The sequence below is a fragment of the Salipiger abyssi genome, assembly GCF_001975705.1.
Taxonomy (GTDB): domain Bacteria; phylum Pseudomonadota; class Alphaproteobacteria; order Rhodobacterales; family Rhodobacteraceae; genus Salipiger; species Salipiger abyssi.
Genome location: NZ_CP015093.1, coordinates 3,102,755 through 3,119,749, shown reverse-complemented (window position 1 = coordinate 3,119,749; position 16,995 = coordinate 3,102,755). Strand labels below are relative to the sequence as shown.

Genomic DNA, 16,995 nt, shown 5'->3' with positions numbered 1-16,995 from the left:
GCGTCTCATTTGCGCTTACTGCTTCACCACGCCATCGACGCGGCTCTCGAGGCTCGCCACACGGTGATGCAGCTGCTCGATATAGATATGGGCATGCTCGAGCTCGTTCAGCATCCGCAGCATCTTGACCGTCATATTGATCGGCTCGTCGCGCCGCGTCGGCCCGACCGCCGGCAGATAGCCGCCTTCCCACATTGCCTGAGCATGCGACTCGATCGACGGCACCTCATAGACGGCCGGGTCGAACACCGCGTCACAGGGGTCGGCATCGGTACAGGCCCCACCGCCGCCGGTGGTGACGAGACCGCCCGCCAGTTTCAGGTTGCCGCTTGTATCAAGCTCCATCTCGATGGCCCCGCTTCCGACATAGGAAAAGCGGACGCTATCCTTCAGCTGAATGCGGAAGTCGGGCGAAGTGTCGGATGTGTTGTCGAGGGTGATATTCACCTTGTCCGAATTCCTGGCAAAGATATTGCCGCTTTCGACATGCAGCTTTTCGTCCGGGCTCTGCGTACCTATGCCGACGCTGCCGTCGTCGCCGATGTACATCGCGTTGTTGCCCGCGCCGGCGCGGATACGGAACGGCAGGTTGCTGCCGTCGTTGACGTCACGAACAAAGAAGTTGGTCTCGTTCGCGGCGATATCCCAGATCCGGCTTGCAAAGCCCGAGGAGCCATCCTGTTCCAGACGCAGACCCGGCGTATTGCCGTTGACCGCGTGGAAATCCAGAACCGGCGACGAGGTGCCGGTTGCGACACGACCTTCGCTGGAAACGTAAAGGCTGTTGGAGGGGGCGTTGCTCTCCAGCTTGAAGATCGTCCGGTTGTTGGTCGCATCGGAGACCGAAAAGTAATTGTCGCCGCCATTCGCCTGGTCGTTGGCCGTAATGCGCCAGTCGACATTCGGGAAACTGCCCGAGCTCGACGTGTCGTCGAAATGGATGCGCAGATTGTTTTCCTTCAGACGAATCGTGTCGGAACCGAAGTTTTCCCCGTTCACGCAGTCGTTGCCGACGCAGAGGCTGAACTGCGCGATCACATCGTCCGCATGGATGATGTCGGCCACAGCGGGAACAGCCATCAGCGAGAGCACACTCACCGATCCGGCGAATGCAAAGCTGGTCATGTAATCAGTCATTTTCATTGTTCTTTTGCCTTTCGAAATACCCTTGCCGACCGGAACCGCACCGTCAGCCTTCGTCTTCCAGAACGAGTTCCGGAGTAATGATTACGCCGCGCGCCACGGTGAAGGACCCTTCCATGTAAAACGGCTTGGCCACCGTATCGCGCTGATCCGCACCACGACCGTTGTTGATCGGATTGACAATTTTGACCTGTTCATCCGTCGCGGCGGAAAGCTCGTAACGATAGACGCCATCCGACACCTCGCCGCTGAGCCGGTAGACCGGCGTGCCGCCATCGGCCTCAATCGCGATGATCTCGCCGTCAGGCGCGGAGATTGTTAGCTTCGCATTGCTGAGACCGGTCCAGTTCTCGAACCACAGCGCGTTGGAATTGTGCTGTTCTACGGGCTCGGGCTCAGCCGCAAGGACAACCGTCGCACAGACCCCGCAAATGAGGCTCAGACCAATACGCAAAGATGACTTTCGGACCATCGAACCCTCCCCTAAGTCAACCGCACCCAGGCGCCGGCGCGAAACGCCGGCTGTCGTGACGTCACGATACACGATTGCGCGAGCGCCCGCGAACAAATTCTACTATCGCGATGCATCGCCGAATCGTCACGCTCTTCCGATGTCCGGCGCTATCGCCGAGCGCTGCGCTCAAGCGCCATCTCCTGCGCTTCGTTGATCTGGCTGGCCGGCATCTTCGCCGAAAGGCGCGCATTTATATCGTTGGCCGCGGCCATTCCGGAGGTTCCCGCGAGCGCAAGCCACATATGCCCCAGCGCGTAATCTTCCGGGACACCGCGCCCCTGAAAATAGAGGATACCGAGATTGGCCATCGCCGGCGCCAGCCCCTTCGACGCGGCGCGCTTCAGCGCCGCGACCGCCTGCGAAAGCTCCTCCGCCGTGGGAGATTCAGCGCTCAGCCAGATCCAGGCGAACTGGAACTCGGCGACCGGGTCTCCCGAGGCAACCCCCTGCCGCAAACGCCGAAGGCCTTCCGCCGAAGTATCGGGAGCTGTCAGCCGCGCATCGTAGACCGGCCCCTGCTGCTGCCCCTCCTCGACGCCACGGCCGCCTTCGCGATAGAGGCTTGCGGCAAGCTCTTCGTCGAGAGGAACCCCGAGCGCATTTTCATACATCACTCCGAGATTCGCCTTGGCCTGCGAGAGACCGCGCTCTGCCGCCGCCTCAAACAGGTCGGCGGCACGTTCATAATCCTGCTCCACCCCGTCGCCACGGGCATAGAGCAGCCCGAGGTTGTTCTGGGCCCGGGCATGGCCCGCCGCCGCCGGCCCTTCATAGAGCTCCCGGGCCCGTGCCAGATCCTTCTCGACGCCCCGGCCCTCCTGATAGAGCGCACCGAGACTCACCGCCGCATCGGCATCGCCAAGCTCTGCGGCGCGCCCGTAAATCTCGGCCGCACGCGCCAGATCGGGCATCTCGCCGTTTTCGAGCGCACGCGCGAGATCATAGAGATACCGGGGATCGCCGCCCTCTGCGGCGGCCTCAAGCCAGCGCAGCGCGACCGTATGATCGCGCTCCACGCCCAACCCTTCGAAATAGAACTTGCCCAGCCGGTTCTGCGCATCGGCATCGCCTTGCTGCGCGGCGCGGGCGTACCAGTCCGCCGCCAGAAGAAAGTTCTGCAACACGCCGTCGCCGTTCTGATAGCGCAGGCCGAGCTCGCTCTCGGCGGCGGCCACCCCCTGCTCGGCGGCGCGGCGCACCGTGTCGATATCGCGCGTCTCAAACCCGGTTTCGGCCCAGGCCGCCGCACCGCAGAGCAGCGACAGCGCGGCGACGAGCCCGCGGGCGCCGGAGAGGCGCGCTGTCATTGCGAGGTCACCGGCGGCTCGGCGGCCATCCGGTCGAAATGGACCCGTGCCGCGCGCTGCGCGTCGGCCACCTGTTCGGGCGTCATCAGATCGGAAAGCACATCGCGCCGCTGCGCCGCCTGCGAAGAACCGGACGCGGCGGCAATGTTCATCCACATATGCGCCGCTGCATAATCCTGCGCGACGCCCGTTCCGGTGGACAGAAGCTCGCCGTAGCGGAACTGCGCCCTGACGTCACCGGCTTCGGCAGCCTTCAGCAGCAGGCCGGCGGCCTCCTCGGGATCGCCCTCGTGCGCGAGCAGCCAGATGCCATACGCGGTGCGTGCCGGGCGCAGCCCTTCCTCGGCCTGCCCGCGCACCCAGTCGAGCGCCCCCGCGTCGCCCTGCTCCGCCGCGGCGATCGCCCAGGGCACGGCCGCATGCGGGGCCGCGAGACCGTCGAGACTGCCCTCGCCCGCCAGCACGCCCAGCCGGACCGCCGCCGCTGCGTCGCCCTGTGCCTCGGCCTTGCGATAGAGCGCCACCGCCCCCTCGAGATCCGGCGCCAGCCCCGCCTCCCCGGTTTCCTGAAGCTGTGCCAGCCGCGTGGTCGCCGGGCCGTATCCGGCATCCGACGCCGCTTTCAGCAGCTGAAGCGCTTCGCCCCCGTTCGGTGGCACGCCGCCTTCGCCCAGATAGGCGCGGGCAAGCAGATATTGCGACCGGCTGTCGCCGGTATCCGCCGCCGTTTCGAGCCAGCGCAGGGTTTCCGCCGGCTGCGGCTCGACACCGTCGCCGACCAGATATTTCTCGCCCAGCACCCGCTGCGCCGGCAGGAATCCGGCTTCCGCCGCGCGGCGGACCCAATCCAGCGCGGCGTCGCGGTCCTGCGGCGCGCCACGGCCGGAATCGAGGGCCAGCGCCAGAAAATACTGCGCCTGCACATGCCCGCCCTCGGCAGCCCGGCGCAACCAGCGCAGCGCCTCGTCGGTGTCGAGCGCCGTGCCCTCGCCCCGCGACAGCGCGCGGCTCAGCTCGTATTGCGCCGCGACATGGCCGTTCTCGGCGGCTGCCAGAAACCAGTTGTAGGAGGACGCGGGATCCTGATCGACGCCGGTCCCCGCCCGATAGAGAAGTCCGAGATAGTACTGCGCCTCGGCATCCCCCCGGGCAGCAGAGCGCGACAGCAGCCGCGCCGCCTGCACCGGATCGCGCTCCGGACCATCTGGGGGTCCGCTCAGATAGATCCGCGCGAGCAGGGTCGCGGCCTCGACCACGTTCTGCTCAGACGCCTTTGTCAGCCAGTCGACCGCCCCGTGAATGTCACGCGGCCCGCCGCGCCCCTCGACCAGCACCCGGCCATAGCGATACTGCGCCTGCCCGGTACCGGCCTCTTCCGCGAGGCGTTTCAGGCCCCTGCGGACAAAGACATAATCGCCACGCCGCCAAGCCTCTTCAATCTCAGCCATGTCGGGCGCCTCCGCCTCTCCTTCGGCCTGAACCTCCGGCACGGGAGCCGCTGAATCGGTGGGGGCGTCCCCGGCCTGCTGGCTCAGGCCCGGCGAGGCCATGACAAAAAGCAGAAGCGGAAACAGACGAGGCAGGGAAAGGGACATATCGGCAAGGACCTAAAGGCGATTGAGGGCGCGTCAGCGCGCCGGAAACGTGTCGCGCAGACTATTGGCAACCCAGCCGGATTTCAATCGCGGCGACAGGGCAGCGCTCAGATCGCATCCGCCGCGCGCAGCAGCCACAGGCCCGCCGCCGCCGCGCAGAGCGACGCGCCGAAAGGCAGCGCGAGATCGCCGCGCGGCAGCCGCCCGCGGCCCAGACGCCCCGCCAGCGCCGCGCCGAGCGCCGCCAGAGCAGCCAGCAGCACCAGCAGCGGCAGATCCCGCAGGCCCGCAAAGGCGCCCAGCCCGGCCATCAGTTTCACATCGCCAAGCCCAAGCCCCTCGCGCCGCCGCAACAGCCGGTAGCCGATGCGCAGCGCCAGAAAGCTGCCCGCTCCCGCCGCCGCCGCAATCAGCGCCGGGCCGAGACCGCCCGGCTCCCAGATCGCGGCACCGACAAGCGTAAGCACCAGAAGCGCGCCGGTAAGAATGTCGGGCAGCCGGAAGAACATCAGATCGCACATGCCCAGCACGATCAGCAGCCACAGAAACAGCGCCGCGTACCAGATCCCGGCGGGCGTACCTCCCGCGAGGACGGCCAAGCAGGCGGCCCCGGTCGCCAGGATCTCGGTATAGAGCAGCCACGGCGGAATCGGCGCCGCGCAATGGCGGCAGCGTCCGCGCCGCAGTGCGAAAGACAGAATCGGCACGAGGTCGGCAGGCCCGAGTCGCGCCCCGCAGCAACGACAGGCGGAGGGCCGGCGCACGACATCTTCGCCGCGCGGCAGACGCTCTGCCAACACCCCGAGAAACGACCCGATGAAGGGGCCCAGCAGAACCGGCATTGCGCCGGCAAGGGTCAGGTCGGTCAAGGGCGGTCTCGCGCATGCTAGCGATGGACAAGCATCTGGCCCTCTCCCTATCATGGCGGCAAGCAGAAGGACCAGTTTTCCATGACCACTCCCATTGCCGCCCCCAGTCCGGAGGCGCCCCCGCGCGACGCCGGCTTTTCGCTTCTCGAACTCATGGTCGTCGTCGTGATCCTGTCGCTGCTGGCGGTGGTGATCGTGCCGCGTGTGATCGACCGGCCCGATCAGGCCCGGGTGGCCCGTGCGCGCGCCGATATCTCTTCCATCGTCAGCGCGGTGAATCTCTACCGGCTCGACAATTTCCGCTATCCGACCACCGAACAGGGGCTCTCGGCACTGGTCAGCCGCCCCACGACCGACCCGCAGCCGACCAACTGGGCGGAAAACGGCTATATGGACCGCATGCCCGTCGATCCCTGGGGCCAGCCCTACCAGTATCTCGCACCCGGCGTGCATGGGGAGTTCGATGTATTCTCCTATGGCGCCGACGGCGCGGCCGGCGGCAGCGGCACCGACGCCGATCTGGGATCATGGAACATCCAGTGACCGACACGCTCCCGCGGCACGACGCGCGCGGCTTTACCCTGATCGAGCTGCTGGTCGTGGTGGCGATCCTGTCGGTTCTTGCTATCGGGGTCGGTCTCGGCGTCACACGGACGGGCACCGGCGCGCCGAGCGATCTCTCGCGGTTTCAGACCATGGCCGAGCGCGCCCGGTCGCTGGCGATCACCAGCCGGCAATCGCAGGGGCTCTGGGTCGATACAAGCGGGCTGACCGCCGGGCGCCGGCGAGCGGACGGCTGGGAAAAGACCGGCACAGCACAGGCTTGGCGCGGCGAGGTCCGGCTGGCGGCAACAGCCCTCTCGGGGGGGCCGGCAGAAACGGAGCCCCCGCAGATCGTCTTTCTGGCGACCGGCACCGGCTCGGCCTACGAGATCGTCTTTTCCGGCACCGGTCCCCGCACCCGCTGCACCACGGACGGCTGGACGGAGCTTGCATGCGAGACCGACTGACATCCGGCGCGCGCGGCCTGACGCTGCTCGAACTGGCCATCGCCATCCTTGTGCTGGCGATCGGCAGCATCGCAGCGCTGCGCGCCACCGACCAGTCCCGCGTGGCCATCGGCGGCGAGACACCGCGCCTGCTCGCCCGGATCGCCGCCCGCAACCGCGCCGAAGAGCTCCGGCTCTACGGCCCGCAGGGCGGCGCGCTGCCCGACCGCGTCACCCTCGGCGGCCGGAACGTGGCCCTCGACACCCGGACCGAGACCACCCAGAGCGGGCTGGTGCGCGCGACGGTGACCGCCCGCGCGCAAAGCGGCGAAGGTGCGCAGCTGACCGTCTATCTCGCGCCCGGACGCAGGCCATGACACGCGCGCGGCGGACACGCGGCCTGACACTGATCGAGCTGGTCATTGCCATGGCGCTTTTTGCCCTCGTCGCCGTCATGGGCCTCCAGAGTCTCACCGGCATGATGCGGTTGCGCGACGGGCTCGACGCGCGCTCCCGGAGCAGTGCCGAGCTGGCCATGGCCAGCGGGCTGCTGCGCGCGGATCTCTCCGCCGCCCTGCCCCGGCTGTTCTATCCGCCCGGCGGTGGCCAGCCCCGCGCCGCGCTCCAGTCGGACGATCTGCGTCTGGCGCTGAGCACCGGCGGACAGCCCTATCTCGCCCGGGACCTGCAAACCCGGCGGCTGACACAACGCACTGTTCCGCAGCGCGTCGAATGGCGGCTGGACCGCGTGCAGAGCACGCTCTACCGCGCCAGCTGGAACAGCCTGCTTCCCGAGAGCGCCTCCCAGCGCAGCCCGGAAACGGCGGTGATCGGCGGCGTGCAGCGCCTGCGCATTCGCAGCTACTGGCCCCAGATCGGCTGGATCGACGGCACCGTGCCCCCCGCCGGCAGCCTTCCCCCTCAGCGCCGGGCCCCAGCCGACCGCGATGGCGGCATGGCGTCGCTCGAGTTCTATTCGGGCACGCTGCCGCTCGCGGTGGAGCTTACGCTGGCGATCGACGGGATCGGCGATATCACCCTGCTGGAGCATCTGTGATGCGCGGGGAACGCGGCTTCGTTCTGGTCAACGCCCTGCTGATCGTCGCCGCGCTTTCGGCGATGGCGGTGTTCCTGCTCGCCCGCGCGGAAGGCGCGCGCGCACGTCTGCAAACCGGCCTCGATGCCGAGCAGATCGAGCTCGATCTCGACGCGTTCGAAGCCCTGGCGCAGCAGGTTATCGCGCGCGACGCTCCGCTCGTCGATCACTTCGGCGAGGCCTGGGCCGAAACCGAATATAACGTCCCGCTCGCACGCGGCCAGGTGGCCGGGCGGCTGTCGGATCTTCAGGGGCGCTTCAACCTGAACTGGCTGGCAAATCCCGACAATGCACTCGCGCAGGCCGCCTTTGACCGGCTTCTGGACAGGCTCGGCGTCACCGCCTCCGTCGGCGAGGCGCTGCGGGCGGTCTTGCAGCCCGGCGGCCCCGAGGATCGGGCGCCCTATCTCCTCCGCGACCCGCAGGAGGTTCCGCTGGGCGGTGCCGTGATGATGCTCTCGCAGCTCCGGGACTTACCGGGCTTCCCCGAGGCCGCGTTTGCGCGGCTGCGCCCCTATATTGCGGTGCTGCCTGCCGGCAGTCGGTTGAATGTGAACACGGCTCCGCCCGAAGTGCTGGCCGCGTTCCTTCCGGATCTCTCCCGAACCGCGCTCGGGGCGGTTTTGTCGCGCCGCGAGACCGAGCCCTTCCGCTCGACGGATGCGTTCCTGAGCGCTGCCGGGCGCACCCCTGCCGATGCCCGGCCCGAAGGCACCCCCGCCCCCGCCGGAGCAGAGGACAGTCTGATCGAGGACGCGATCACCGTCGCCTCGCGCTATTTCGGGATCGAAAGCACCGCGACGCTCGGCACACAATCGGCCAGCCGCACCGCCCTGCTCGAACGGCGCGGGGCGGCAGAGCTGCCGGTCATCGCCTGGCGCATCACGACATGGCCCTGAGCAGCCGCCCATTGCGGCCCGGCGCAAGCTTGGGCATCCTGTGCCACAACGGCAAGACAGGCAGCGGGGACACGGTGCGCGAACCCATCCAGACGGCAGACGCAGGCGCGGGGTTCGTGCGCGCGGGGCAAGGCCAGGCCAGCGCCGATCAGGTCACACTGGTGCCGGGCATCGAGGTCGCGCTGCTGTCCCTCGATCTGCCCGGCCGGCTGCGCGGCCAGGCCCGCGAACAGGTTGCGCGGCGCCAGCTCGCCGACCGGATGGGGCTGAGCGAGGAGGACACCGCGATGCGCCCCTTCGCCCGCCCGGGCGAGGCGGACCGCTGGACCGGTGTTTTCCTCATGGCACGAGAGCGTCTCGACGCGTGGCGCGGCCTCGCTGGGCGGGCCGTCCTGCCGGATTACCTGGCGCTGCCCACCGCCGAGGATGTCTGGACCGTCGCCCATGATCCGGAGACCGCGAGCGTGCAGGTCCGGCTCGGCCCCGGCGACGGGTTCAGCGCCGCACCGGCGGTAACGCTGGCGCTGCTGGAGCGCGCGCTGGCCGAAACCCCGCCGCCCGCCGGTATTCTTCGCCTCGGCGCCCCCAGCGAGGCGCTCGATGCCTGGCTCCGCGATACGGCGATACCGGTCACCCAGAGCGGCGAAGAGATTGCCGCGCTCGGCCTGCCCGAGCCGCAGACGCTGGCGCATGGCGAACTGCTCTGCGATCTGCGGAACGATCCGCTGGCGGCACGCGCGCGGCTCGCGCGGCAGGTGCTGCCCTGGCGCTGGCCGCTGCTGCTGGCGGGGCTGACGGTGCTGCTCTGGAGCGCGGCGCAGCTCATCGCGATCGACCGGCTCGACACACGGCGCGAGGCCGTTGCGACCGCCACCCGAGATCTCGTGCGCGAGCATTTCGTGCCCACCGGCCCGATCCTCGATATCCGCGTGCAGGTCAGCCGCGCCCTGGCCGAACGCCGCAGCGCCGCAACGGGCGACGAGACCGGCGACGACCCGATTGCCCTCGCCGGGCGGGTCGCCGAGGTCATCGCCCGGTCAGAGGCACAGCCGGAAGAGATTTCCTATACCCGCGCCGGGGGCCTGACGCTTGTGCTGCGCCTCCCCGATTTCGCCGCGGCGGAACGCATCGCGACGCTGCTGGACGAGGCCGGCATCGCCGCCACGGTCGCGGAATCGCGGGCGCGGGAGAACGCGGCCGGGGTCCGCAGCACGTTTCAAATCGGCGATGCGGGGGCACGGCCATGAGCAACCGGCTGCTCGACATCCTGCTGGGCCTCACCCCGCGCGAGCGGCTGGCACTGGCGATTGCCGTCCTTCTGGCGGCCCCGCTTGCCATCGCCTTTGCGGTCGTACTGCCACTGGCCGAGGCTCGGCGGGCCGCGGAACAGGCCGAAGCCGAGGCGCTGGCCGTGGACGCCTGGGTGCGGGCTCGTGCCGCGGAACAGGCGCCGCTGCTCGCCGCGCCGGAGATCACCGCACGCGCGCCCATCGGCTCCAGCGGCATAGAGCAGCGCCTGATCCAGGGCGGGCTGCGCGATGCAGTCAGCGATCTGGGCGCGCGCGCCGACGGGCGCGTCGAGCTGCATTTCGAGACGGTGGGGTTCGTGCGCCTGGCCAACTGGCTCTCGGCGGTGCATCCGCGCTGGGGGTACGATATCGAGAGCTTCCGCGTCGAGGCCTCGGACCAGCCCGGCGACGTCGCCGCCTGGCTGACGCTGGTGCCCTGAGCGCTGACGCTAGAGCCGGGCCAGCCGCGCGGCGATGCTGGCGTGACGCCCCGCCATCGAGCCCAGCGGATCGAGCTCGGGATGTCCCTCGATCACCGTACCCAGCGCCGCCTGCGCCGCCACCAGCGAGGCTTTGCCCGCCTCGGTCTTGCCCTCGGCAAGCTGCGCCAGCCCCAGCTCGTGCTGAGCCGTGCCCTGCACCGCCAGCGCCGCGCCCCGGGCGGCACCGCTCTGGCGTGCCGCAAGGCTGGCAGCGATGCGCGCCGCCTCGGGGAAATTGCCGGCGCGCAGCTCGCTATGGGCATATTCCAGCTCCAGACGCTCGGCCAGAGGCCCGGCATCGGCGATCAGCCGGGAATAGCTGCGCCGCGCGACATCGTAATTTCCGGCTTCAAGCGCGTTGCGCGCCGTGAAATACTGTGCGCGGAAGCCCTGCTTTCCGCCCATCTGGACATCGCAACTGCCCAGGACGACCGCTGCCGCAGCCAGTAGGACCGCGCTCCGATACGCTGCTCTCTGCATAACCTGCCCGATTTTCATTATCATTGAACGGCAGGTTAGCATTCGCATGGGATTCCGTCTATCTTCGCGCTCCGAAGCCCGGAACGGAAAGGCCCGTCATGCGCATTTTGGCCACGCTTTGCACCCTGGCCGCCCTGGCCGCCGCCGGGTGGTCGGGCGTCGTGCTCTGGCAGGAGCTGGACACGCGCACAGCCGCGGCCCAGCCTGTTCCGGCCGGCGTCATTCTGACCGAAGCCGCTGCCACGGCGCCGCCCGCCCCGCCCCGCCGCTGGCCCGCGCTCTTTGGCGAGCCGCAGCCGCCCGCGCCACCCGCCCCCGCCGAGCCGACGCCACCCGCCGCGGCAAAGCCGCCGCTGGAGAGCCTCGGCTATCGCCTGAACGGGGTCGTGCGCAGCGGCAACAAGGTCTGGGCCATTGTTTCACACCCGGCGGGCGAACAACTCGTGCGTGGCGGCGACCGGCTCGGCGAAGGCATCCTGATCGACCGCATCGACACGGAAGGCATGTGGATTTCGCGCGACGGCGACACACCTGAGCTGCTGGCGTTCCCGGAATAGACCCGGCGCTCCGCACGGCGGCCCGCGCGCTCAGCCGGCCACCACCGCCTGAAGGTCGAAGATCGGCAGCAGCACCGCCAGCACGATCACCAGCACCAGCACGCCAACCAGCATCATCAGCAGCGGCTCCAGCAGCGTCGCGATGCGCTTTCGCTCGGTCGACAGCCGGTGTTCGACAAGCGTCGCCGCGCGCTCGGTCATCCGCGCCAGCCGCACCGAGGTTTCCCCCGCGAGGATCAGCTGCCGCGCCACCGGCGGCAGGAAGGAGAGCTGTTCGAGCGCCATGGACAGCGCCTCGCCCTGCCGCACCGCGCGCGATACCGCGTGGCCTTCGTCGCGGAAATCGGCAACGGTCAGCACCTCGACCGCGCTGTCGACCGCGCTCAGCACCGCATGCCGGCTTCCCAGCACGAGCGCCAGCGTGCGCATGTACTGCACCGAGGCCGACAGGCGCTTGAGCCGGCCCGCAAGCGGCAGCCGCAGAACCAGACGGTCGCGCCGGTCGCGCAGCCAGCCGATACGCGAGGACAGGACCAGCAGCACAATGAGCGCGGCAAGGCTCCCGCCCAGCAGCGGCAGGTGGGCCTGGCACCAGTCCGACACTGCCAGCACGTATTGCGTCAGCACCGGCAGCGGACGGTCGGAGATCTCGAAGATCGACACGATCTCGGGCGCGACGCTGACCATGAGAATGGCGCAGACGAGCACCGAGACGGCGGCGACGAAGGCCGGGTAGATCAGCGCCGTGGCGATCTGCGCCCGGTCGGTTCCCGCCCGGTCGAGATGGTCGGCCAGCTCGGAGAACACCGCCGCCAGCTCGCCCGCCGCCTCGCCCGCCCTCAGCGCCGCGAAGTAGTAAGGAGGAAAGCCGGCGCCGGCACGTTCGAGCGCCTCGGTCAAACTGTCGCCGTCGAGCAGCGCCGCGCGGCTGCGTGCCGCGACCGCATCGAGCGCCGGATGCCCGCCGCGACCGACCGCTTCGAGCGCCGTCTCGACCGGCAGATCCGCAGTCAGCATCACCGCCATCTGCCGGGTGAACACCGCCTGTAGATCGGCGCTCAGACGGTTGCGCCAGCCGCTCCGGCGCCAGCGCCCGTCGCCCTCTTCACGGGCCGGGACGATCTCGGAGGCGAAAAGCTCCTGCCGCGAGAGCTGCGCCGCCGCATCCGCCTCGGTCTCGGCCACGACGGTGCCGCTGCGGCGCTGGCCGCGCTTGGTATAGGCGACATACCGATACGCCCTCACGCCACGTCCCCGACGACCCGCAGCGTCTCGGTGAGGCTGGTGCGTCCGGCGGCGGCGGCGGCCAGCCCCTGCCCGATCAGGGTTTCCCCCGCGCCCAGCGCCATCTGCGTCAGTTCGGTCTCGGTGGCGCCGCCATCGACGGCGGCCCGCAGCCGCTCGCCGACCTCCACCATCTCGAAGATCCCCAGCCGCCCGGCATGGCCGCTGCCGCCGCAGCTTTCGCAGCCGCCGGGCGCGTAGAGCGTGTCGGGCGGCGGCAGATCGTGCCTCTGGAACAGCGCCGCCTGCTCGGCGCTCACCGGCTGCGGGCGGCGGCAGTCGGGGCAGAGCTTGCGCAGCAGCCGCTGCGCGATCATGCCCCGCAGCGTTGCCGCGATCAGGAAATTGTCGATGCCCAGGTCGCGCAGCCGCACCACCGCGCCGATGGCGCTGTTGGCGTGCAGCGACGAAAACACCAGATGCCCGGTCAGCGCCGCCTGCGCCGCGACACTTGCGGTCTCGGGGTCGCGGATCTCGCCCACCAGGATCACATCGGGATCCTGCCGCAGCGTGGCGCGCAGCCCGACCGCAAAGGTCATGCCGATCTCGGCATTGATCTGGCTCTGGCTGATGCCGGGCAGATCGTATTCGATCGGGTCCTCGACAGTGACGATGTTGCGCTCGTTGCGCTCTGCCAGTTGCAGCAGAGAATACAGCGTCGTGGTCTTGCCCGCCCCGGTCGGTCCGGTGGCGAGAATGATCCCGTTCGGCAGCGCCGAGAGCCGTTCGAGCAGCGTCTGTTGGGCCGTGCTGAAGCCCAGATCCGCCAGCGGCATCAGCCCGGCGGAGCGGTCGAGGATCCGCAGCACGATGCGCTCGCCGTAATGGCCCGGCAGCGACGAGACCCGGGTGTCGATCATCCGACCGCCCAGCGACAGCGCGATACGGCCATCCTGCGGCAGCCGCGTCTCGGCAATGTCGAGCCCGGCCATCACCTTGAGCCGCGACACGATGCGCCGCACCGGAACGTCGGCGCGGTTCATCACCTCCTGGAGAAACCCGTCGATGCGCATGCGCACGCGCAGCCCGCCCTCATGCGGCTCTACATGCAGATCGGACGCCCCGCTCAGAACCGCGCGGCGCAGAAGCCGGTTCACCAGCTGGATGACCGGCGCATCGCCCGGATCGTCGAGCAGATCGCGCTGGCGCGCGCCGGCGCCGCTCTCCTCCAGATCGAACAGCAGTTCGCCCGCCGCCCCCGCCGTCAGTTCCTCGTCGCGGGAGTCGTAAACCCGGGCAAGCGCCGCCTCGAACCCGGCCTGATCCAGACGCAGCAGCTCTGGCGGGCGTTCCGCCCCGAGCCGCCGCTGCGCCTCGCGCAGGCCGAGCACGCTGGCCGCCGGACCGATGATCATGCGGCTGCCCTCCAGCAGAACCTGCTGATCGCGGGCAAAGGCGAAGGGAAGCCGCGGACCGTCTGCCATCAGCCTGTCTCCTGCCCGGGCGCGTTACTGGCCGTCAAAGCGCAGGCGGCTCGGCAGCGGCGGATAATTCCGACGCTGCGCGACATCGTCGACGAATCCGGCATCGAAAGGCTGATTGAGATCGGCCCCGTCGAACGGCAGACCGGCGGGCGGCACCGCGGGATAGCGCCCGTCATCCATCGGCTGGATCGCCAGGCTGGCCTCGCGCGACTTGCGCGCGATCGCCCGCGACAGGCGTTTGCCCTCTTCCTCGGAATTGACCACCTGCGGCCGCAGCAGGACCAGCAGCACGCGCTGGTCGCGATTGGCGTTGCGCCCCCGGAACAGCCCGCCGACCACCGGCAGCTCCGCCAGGCCGGGCACCTTCTGCGCCTGCGTGCCGGAGCCGTTTTCGAGCAGACCGCCCAGCAGAATCACATTGCCGTCGCGCACCAGAACCGTGGTGCTGAGCGCGCGCTTGGCGGTGATTTCGCTGCCGGCGGCGGATTCCGACTCCGTCAGGTTCGAAACCTCCTGTTCGATGGTCATCTTGACCGTGCGGTCGGCATTGATCTGCGGCGTGACCGTGAGCGTCAGCCCGACATCCTGACGTTCGACGGTCTGGAACGGGTTCTCGACGGCGCTTTCTCCGACGGTGGAATAGGCACCGGTCACGAAGGGCACGTTCTGCGCCACGACGATCTCCGCCTCCTGATTGTTCAGGGTCATGATCGAGGGCGTGCTCAGCAGACGCGTCGAGCGCTGTGTGGCAATGGCCGACAAAAAGCCCGCGACACCACGCTCGGTATTGTCGGGCATGCCCGCGACAAAGCCCCCGATCCCGGATCGGCGGTCTCGCCATCGAGCACCGAGGACACCAGGCTGGTCAGGCTGGGGCGGTCGCCGAGCGAGAACTGCGCCCCGCCCACCACCGCGTTGTCGAGGATCGCGGCCCATTGCATCGACAGATCCGAATAGGCCGCGACGGACATCTCGAAAATCACCGCCTCGACCAGAACCTGCCGGGGCCGCTTGTCGAGATAACCGATCATCGCCACGATATCGGCGATGCGCTCCTGCGGCGCCGATATGAGCAGCGTGTTGGTCTGTGGTTCGGGCACGATCCGCACCGGGGCCTGGGCGCTCTCGCCACCGTTGTCGATGGCGCGCAGGACGACATCGGCCAGCGCCGCCGCATCGGCATAGTTGAGCGGCACCGCACGGCTGACGACATTGTTCTGCTGGGTGTCGAGCCGCGCCGCCAGCAGGCGTACCCGTTCGTAGACCGCATCGGGACCGGACACCACCAGCGCGTTGGACCTGCGGTCGACCGAGAGCGCCGCGCCCTCGGGCAGGATCTCCATCGACTCGATCACCTGCGCGACTTCGGAGGCATTGGCGTTGCGCAGCCGGATCATCTGGATCGGCGCTTCGCGCGGCTGGTCCAGGCGCTCTATCAGCGCCTCGATGCGCCGGAAGTTCTGGCCGCGATCCGACAGGATCAGCAGCCGCGAGCCCGGCAGCGGCGTCAGCACCGCCTCGGCGGCAAGCAGCGGGCGCACGACCTCGACGATATCCTGAAGCGGCACATGCCGGACCTCGATAACCCGAGTCTCGTAGGCACCGGCCCCGCCCCGCGCCGCAGGCCCCGAAGCCAGCTCGCGCGCGTTGTTCATGGCGACGATCCGGTCTGCCCCCTCGCCCTCTATCAGCGTCAGACGATTGAGCTCGAGCACTGCCAGAAACACCTCGTAGAGCTCGGCGGGGGTCATCTCGCCCGGCGCCAGGACCGTGACCGTGCCACGCACGGCCGGGTCGATCAGGAACCGCCGCCCGGTGGCTTCCGACACGATTTCCACAAAGCTGCGCAGATCGGCATCCCGCAGATCCAGCGTCACCTGCGCCGCCGCCGGCAACGCGGTGGCCCCCGCCAGCGCAACAATCGCGATGCGCGCTCCCAGCAGGAGCGACGCCGCACCGCGCCGGATACCAGAAAGTCTCACCATGGCTGCCCGCCCGTCTCTTCGGCGGGTCATTACCCGCCTTGTCACTTTTGACCTACAATAGCCGAGAACGCCCGGTTTGGCAGCGATTTATTATGATGACCGGCAGAGGCGTTACCCGATATCGACACATCGCCAACGCCGCATCCGAGATTTCCGGCCGCGCGCGGCGCACGATGCTGCCGCCAAAGTGGCCGGACGGGTCGGACGGCCCCTCTCGAACACGGACCGGGGACGCCAAAGCGCCCCCGGTCCCTTTTGCACGGTTGCGAGCGCTCAGCTGCCCTGGAATTTCGGCGCGCGCTTTTCGTGGAAGGCCAGCACACCCTCGCGGAAATCGTCGGACTGGCGCAGGCGCGAGTAGTTGTAGCCCTCGACCTCGATGGCGGTCTGAAGGTGGCATTCCTCGGCCTGGTTCAGCATCTTCTTGGCGGTACGCTGCGCCATCGGCGAGAAGGCCAGCAGCTCTTCGGCAAGCTTGTCGGTGGCCGCTTCGAGCTGGTCGTCCTCGTGGATCTCGGTGGCGATGCCCCAGTCATAGGCCTGCTGGCCGGAAATCCGGCGCGAGCGCATCACGATATCCTTGGTCCGGGTGATGCCGACGATCTTTTGCAGACGCGCCGAACCGCCGGAGCCAGGGATCTGGCCCAGCTTCTGCTCGGGCAGCGCGTAGCGGGTGGTCGGCGTCACAAGGCGGAAATCGCAGGCCAGCGAGATCTCGAAACCGACGCCGAACGTGTAGCCGCGGTTGGCCACGATCACCGGCTTTTCGCAACGCGCGGGGGCTGCGATATTGTCGGCCAGTTTCGAGACATGCTCGGGGCTGGCTTCGAGGAAGCCGCGGATATAGCCGCCCGAGGAGAAATGCTCGCCGATGGCGCGCAGCACGATGACGCGGACGCGCGGATCGGCGTCGAGCGCCTCGAAAGCGGCGCGCAGCTCGTCGCGCTGGCCCATCGAGATCGTGTTGTAATCGCCGCGATCGAGGATGATGTCGCCACGCTGGCGCGCCTCGTCCACCTCGACGGTGAAGCCGTCGAAACTCTGGCCGGAAAGATCGGTGAAATGCTTGGTCATTGTGGTCG

The 16,995-nt window shown here is 68.8% G+C and carries 19 protein-coding genes; 8 read left to right on the top strand and 11 right to left on the bottom strand.

Going from position 1 to position 16,995, the window contains the following annotated elements:
• Positions 1-15: 15 nt before the first annotated feature.
• From Ga0080574_RS18745 to Ga0080574_RS18725, 5 genes are all read right to left on the bottom strand, one after another.
• Entirely contained in the window at positions 16-1,137 is a 1,122-nt protein-coding gene (locus Ga0080574_RS18745; RefSeq protein WP_076703201.1) for a hypothetical protein, read from the bottom strand.
• 52 nt (positions 1,138-1,189) lie between these two features.
• A complete protein-coding gene (locus Ga0080574_RS18740) occupies positions 1,190-1,615 on the bottom strand; it encodes a hypothetical protein (RefSeq protein ID WP_076703199.1) in 426 nt (141 codons plus the stop codon).
• 149 nt (positions 1,616-1,764) lie between these two features.
• The gene (locus tag Ga0080574_RS18735) at positions 1,765-2,964 is read right to left on the bottom strand and encodes a tetratricopeptide repeat protein (protein ID WP_076703197.1); all 1,200 of its coding nucleotides are present in this window, start codon (positions 2,962-2,964) and stop codon (positions 1,765-1,767) included.
• Positions 2,961-4,412, bottom strand: a complete 1,452-nt coding sequence (locus tag Ga0080574_RS18730) for a tetratricopeptide repeat protein (RefSeq protein ID WP_198039746.1) — start codon at positions 4,410-4,412, stop codon at positions 2,961-2,963. Before Ga0080574_RS18730 ends, Ga0080574_RS18735 begins: the two co-directional genes overlap by 4 nt.
• Positions 4,413-4,666: 254 nt before the next feature.
• Positions 4,667-5,428, bottom strand: a complete 762-nt coding sequence (locus Ga0080574_RS18725) for a prepilin peptidase (protein WP_198039745.1) — start codon at positions 5,426-5,428, stop codon at positions 4,667-4,669.
• Between the two features lie 81 nt (positions 5,429-5,509).
• Between Ga0080574_RS18725 and gspG the strand changes: the two genes are divergently transcribed.
• The 7 genes from gspG to gspM all read left to right on the top strand — a co-directional run bounded on the left by gspG (position 5,510) and on the right by gspM (position 10,141).
• A complete protein-coding gene (gene gspG / locus Ga0080574_RS18720) occupies positions 5,510-5,971 on the top strand; it encodes a type II secretion system major pseudopilin GspG (protein WP_076703192.1) in 462 nt (153 codons plus the stop codon).
• On the top strand, positions 5,968-6,438 hold the full coding sequence (locus Ga0080574_RS18715) for a type II secretion system protein (protein WP_076703190.1): 471 nt from the start codon (positions 5,968-5,970) through the stop codon (positions 6,436-6,438). The genes gspG and Ga0080574_RS18715 overlap by 4 nt, the downstream gene beginning before the upstream one ends.
• Complete coding sequence (locus Ga0080574_RS18710) at positions 6,423-6,794, top strand: type IV pilus modification PilV family protein (protein WP_076703188.1); 372 nt, start codon at positions 6,423-6,425, stop codon at positions 6,792-6,794. The genes Ga0080574_RS18715 and Ga0080574_RS18710 overlap by 16 nt, the downstream gene beginning before the upstream one ends.
• A complete protein-coding gene (locus Ga0080574_RS18705) occupies positions 6,791-7,474 on the top strand; it encodes a type II secretion system protein GspJ (protein WP_076703186.1) in 684 nt (227 codons plus the stop codon). The genes Ga0080574_RS18710 and Ga0080574_RS18705 overlap by 4 nt, the downstream gene beginning before the upstream one ends.
• A complete protein-coding gene (gene gspK / locus Ga0080574_RS18700) occupies positions 7,474-8,412 on the top strand; it encodes a type II secretion system minor pseudopilin GspK (RefSeq protein ID WP_076703183.1) in 939 nt (312 codons plus the stop codon). Before Ga0080574_RS18705 ends, gspK begins: the two co-directional genes overlap by 1 nt.
• A 74-nt stretch (positions 8,413-8,486) precedes the next feature.
• Positions 8,487-9,659: a type II secretion system protein GspL gene (gene gspL / locus Ga0080574_RS18695; protein WP_076703181.1), complete on the top strand. Its 1,173-nt coding sequence runs from the start codon at positions 8,487-8,489 to the stop codon at positions 9,657-9,659.
• On the top strand, positions 9,656-10,141 hold the full coding sequence (gene gspM, locus Ga0080574_RS18690) for a type II secretion system protein GspM (protein ID WP_076703179.1): 486 nt from the start codon (positions 9,656-9,658) through the stop codon (positions 10,139-10,141). The genes gspL and gspM overlap by 4 nt, the downstream gene beginning before the upstream one ends.
• Before the next feature lie 9 nt (positions 10,142-10,150).
• Here gspM and Ga0080574_RS18685 read toward each other — a convergent pair whose 3' ends face one another.
• Positions 10,151-10,588, bottom strand: a complete 438-nt coding sequence (locus Ga0080574_RS18685; protein ID WP_076703177.1) for a hypothetical protein — start codon at positions 10,586-10,588, stop codon at positions 10,151-10,153.
• Positions 10,589-10,761: 173 nt separating this feature from the next.
• Here Ga0080574_RS18685 and Ga0080574_RS18680 point away from each other — a divergent pair, with 173 nt between their 5' ends.
• The gene (locus Ga0080574_RS18680; protein ID WP_076703175.1) at positions 10,762-11,220 is read left to right on the top strand and encodes a type II secretion system protein N; all 459 of its coding nucleotides are present in this window, start codon (positions 10,762-10,764) and stop codon (positions 11,218-11,220) included.
• Positions 11,221-11,250: 30 nt separating this feature from the next.
• On the opposite strand, the gene Ga0080574_RS18675 is transcribed toward Ga0080574_RS18680, so the two are convergent.
• The 5 genes from Ga0080574_RS18675 to Ga0080574_RS18655 all read right to left on the bottom strand — a co-directional run bounded on the left by Ga0080574_RS18675 (position 11,251) and on the right by Ga0080574_RS18655 (position 16,987).
• The gene (locus tag Ga0080574_RS18675) at positions 11,251-12,465 is read right to left on the bottom strand and encodes a type II secretion system F family protein (RefSeq protein ID WP_076703173.1); all 1,215 of its coding nucleotides are present in this window, start codon (positions 12,463-12,465) and stop codon (positions 11,251-11,253) included.
• On the bottom strand, positions 12,462-13,928 hold the full coding sequence (locus Ga0080574_RS18670) for a GspE/PulE family protein (protein WP_076703171.1): 1,467 nt from the start codon (positions 13,926-13,928) through the stop codon (positions 12,462-12,464). Before Ga0080574_RS18670 ends, Ga0080574_RS18675 begins: the two co-directional genes overlap by 4 nt.
• Positions 13,929-13,952: 24 nt before the next feature.
• Positions 13,953-14,636 carry a type II secretion system protein GspD gene (locus Ga0080574_RS26010; RefSeq protein ID WP_237219283.1) on the bottom strand — a complete coding sequence of 228 codons (684 nt, stop codon included), beginning with the start codon at positions 14,634-14,636 and terminating at the stop codon, positions 13,953-13,955.
• A 14-nt stretch (positions 14,637-14,650) separates the two neighbouring features.
• Entirely contained in the window at positions 14,651-15,913 is a 1,263-nt protein-coding gene (locus Ga0080574_RS26005; RefSeq protein ID WP_076703167.1) for a secretin N-terminal domain-containing protein, read from the bottom strand.
• Positions 15,914-16,186: 273 nt separating this feature from the next.
• Positions 16,187-16,987 (bottom strand): enoyl-CoA hydratase/isomerase family protein, encoded by an 801-nt coding sequence (locus Ga0080574_RS18655; protein WP_076703165.1) that lies wholly within the window; start codon positions 16,985-16,987, stop codon positions 16,187-16,189.
• Positions 16,988-16,995: the final 8 nt, after the last annotated feature.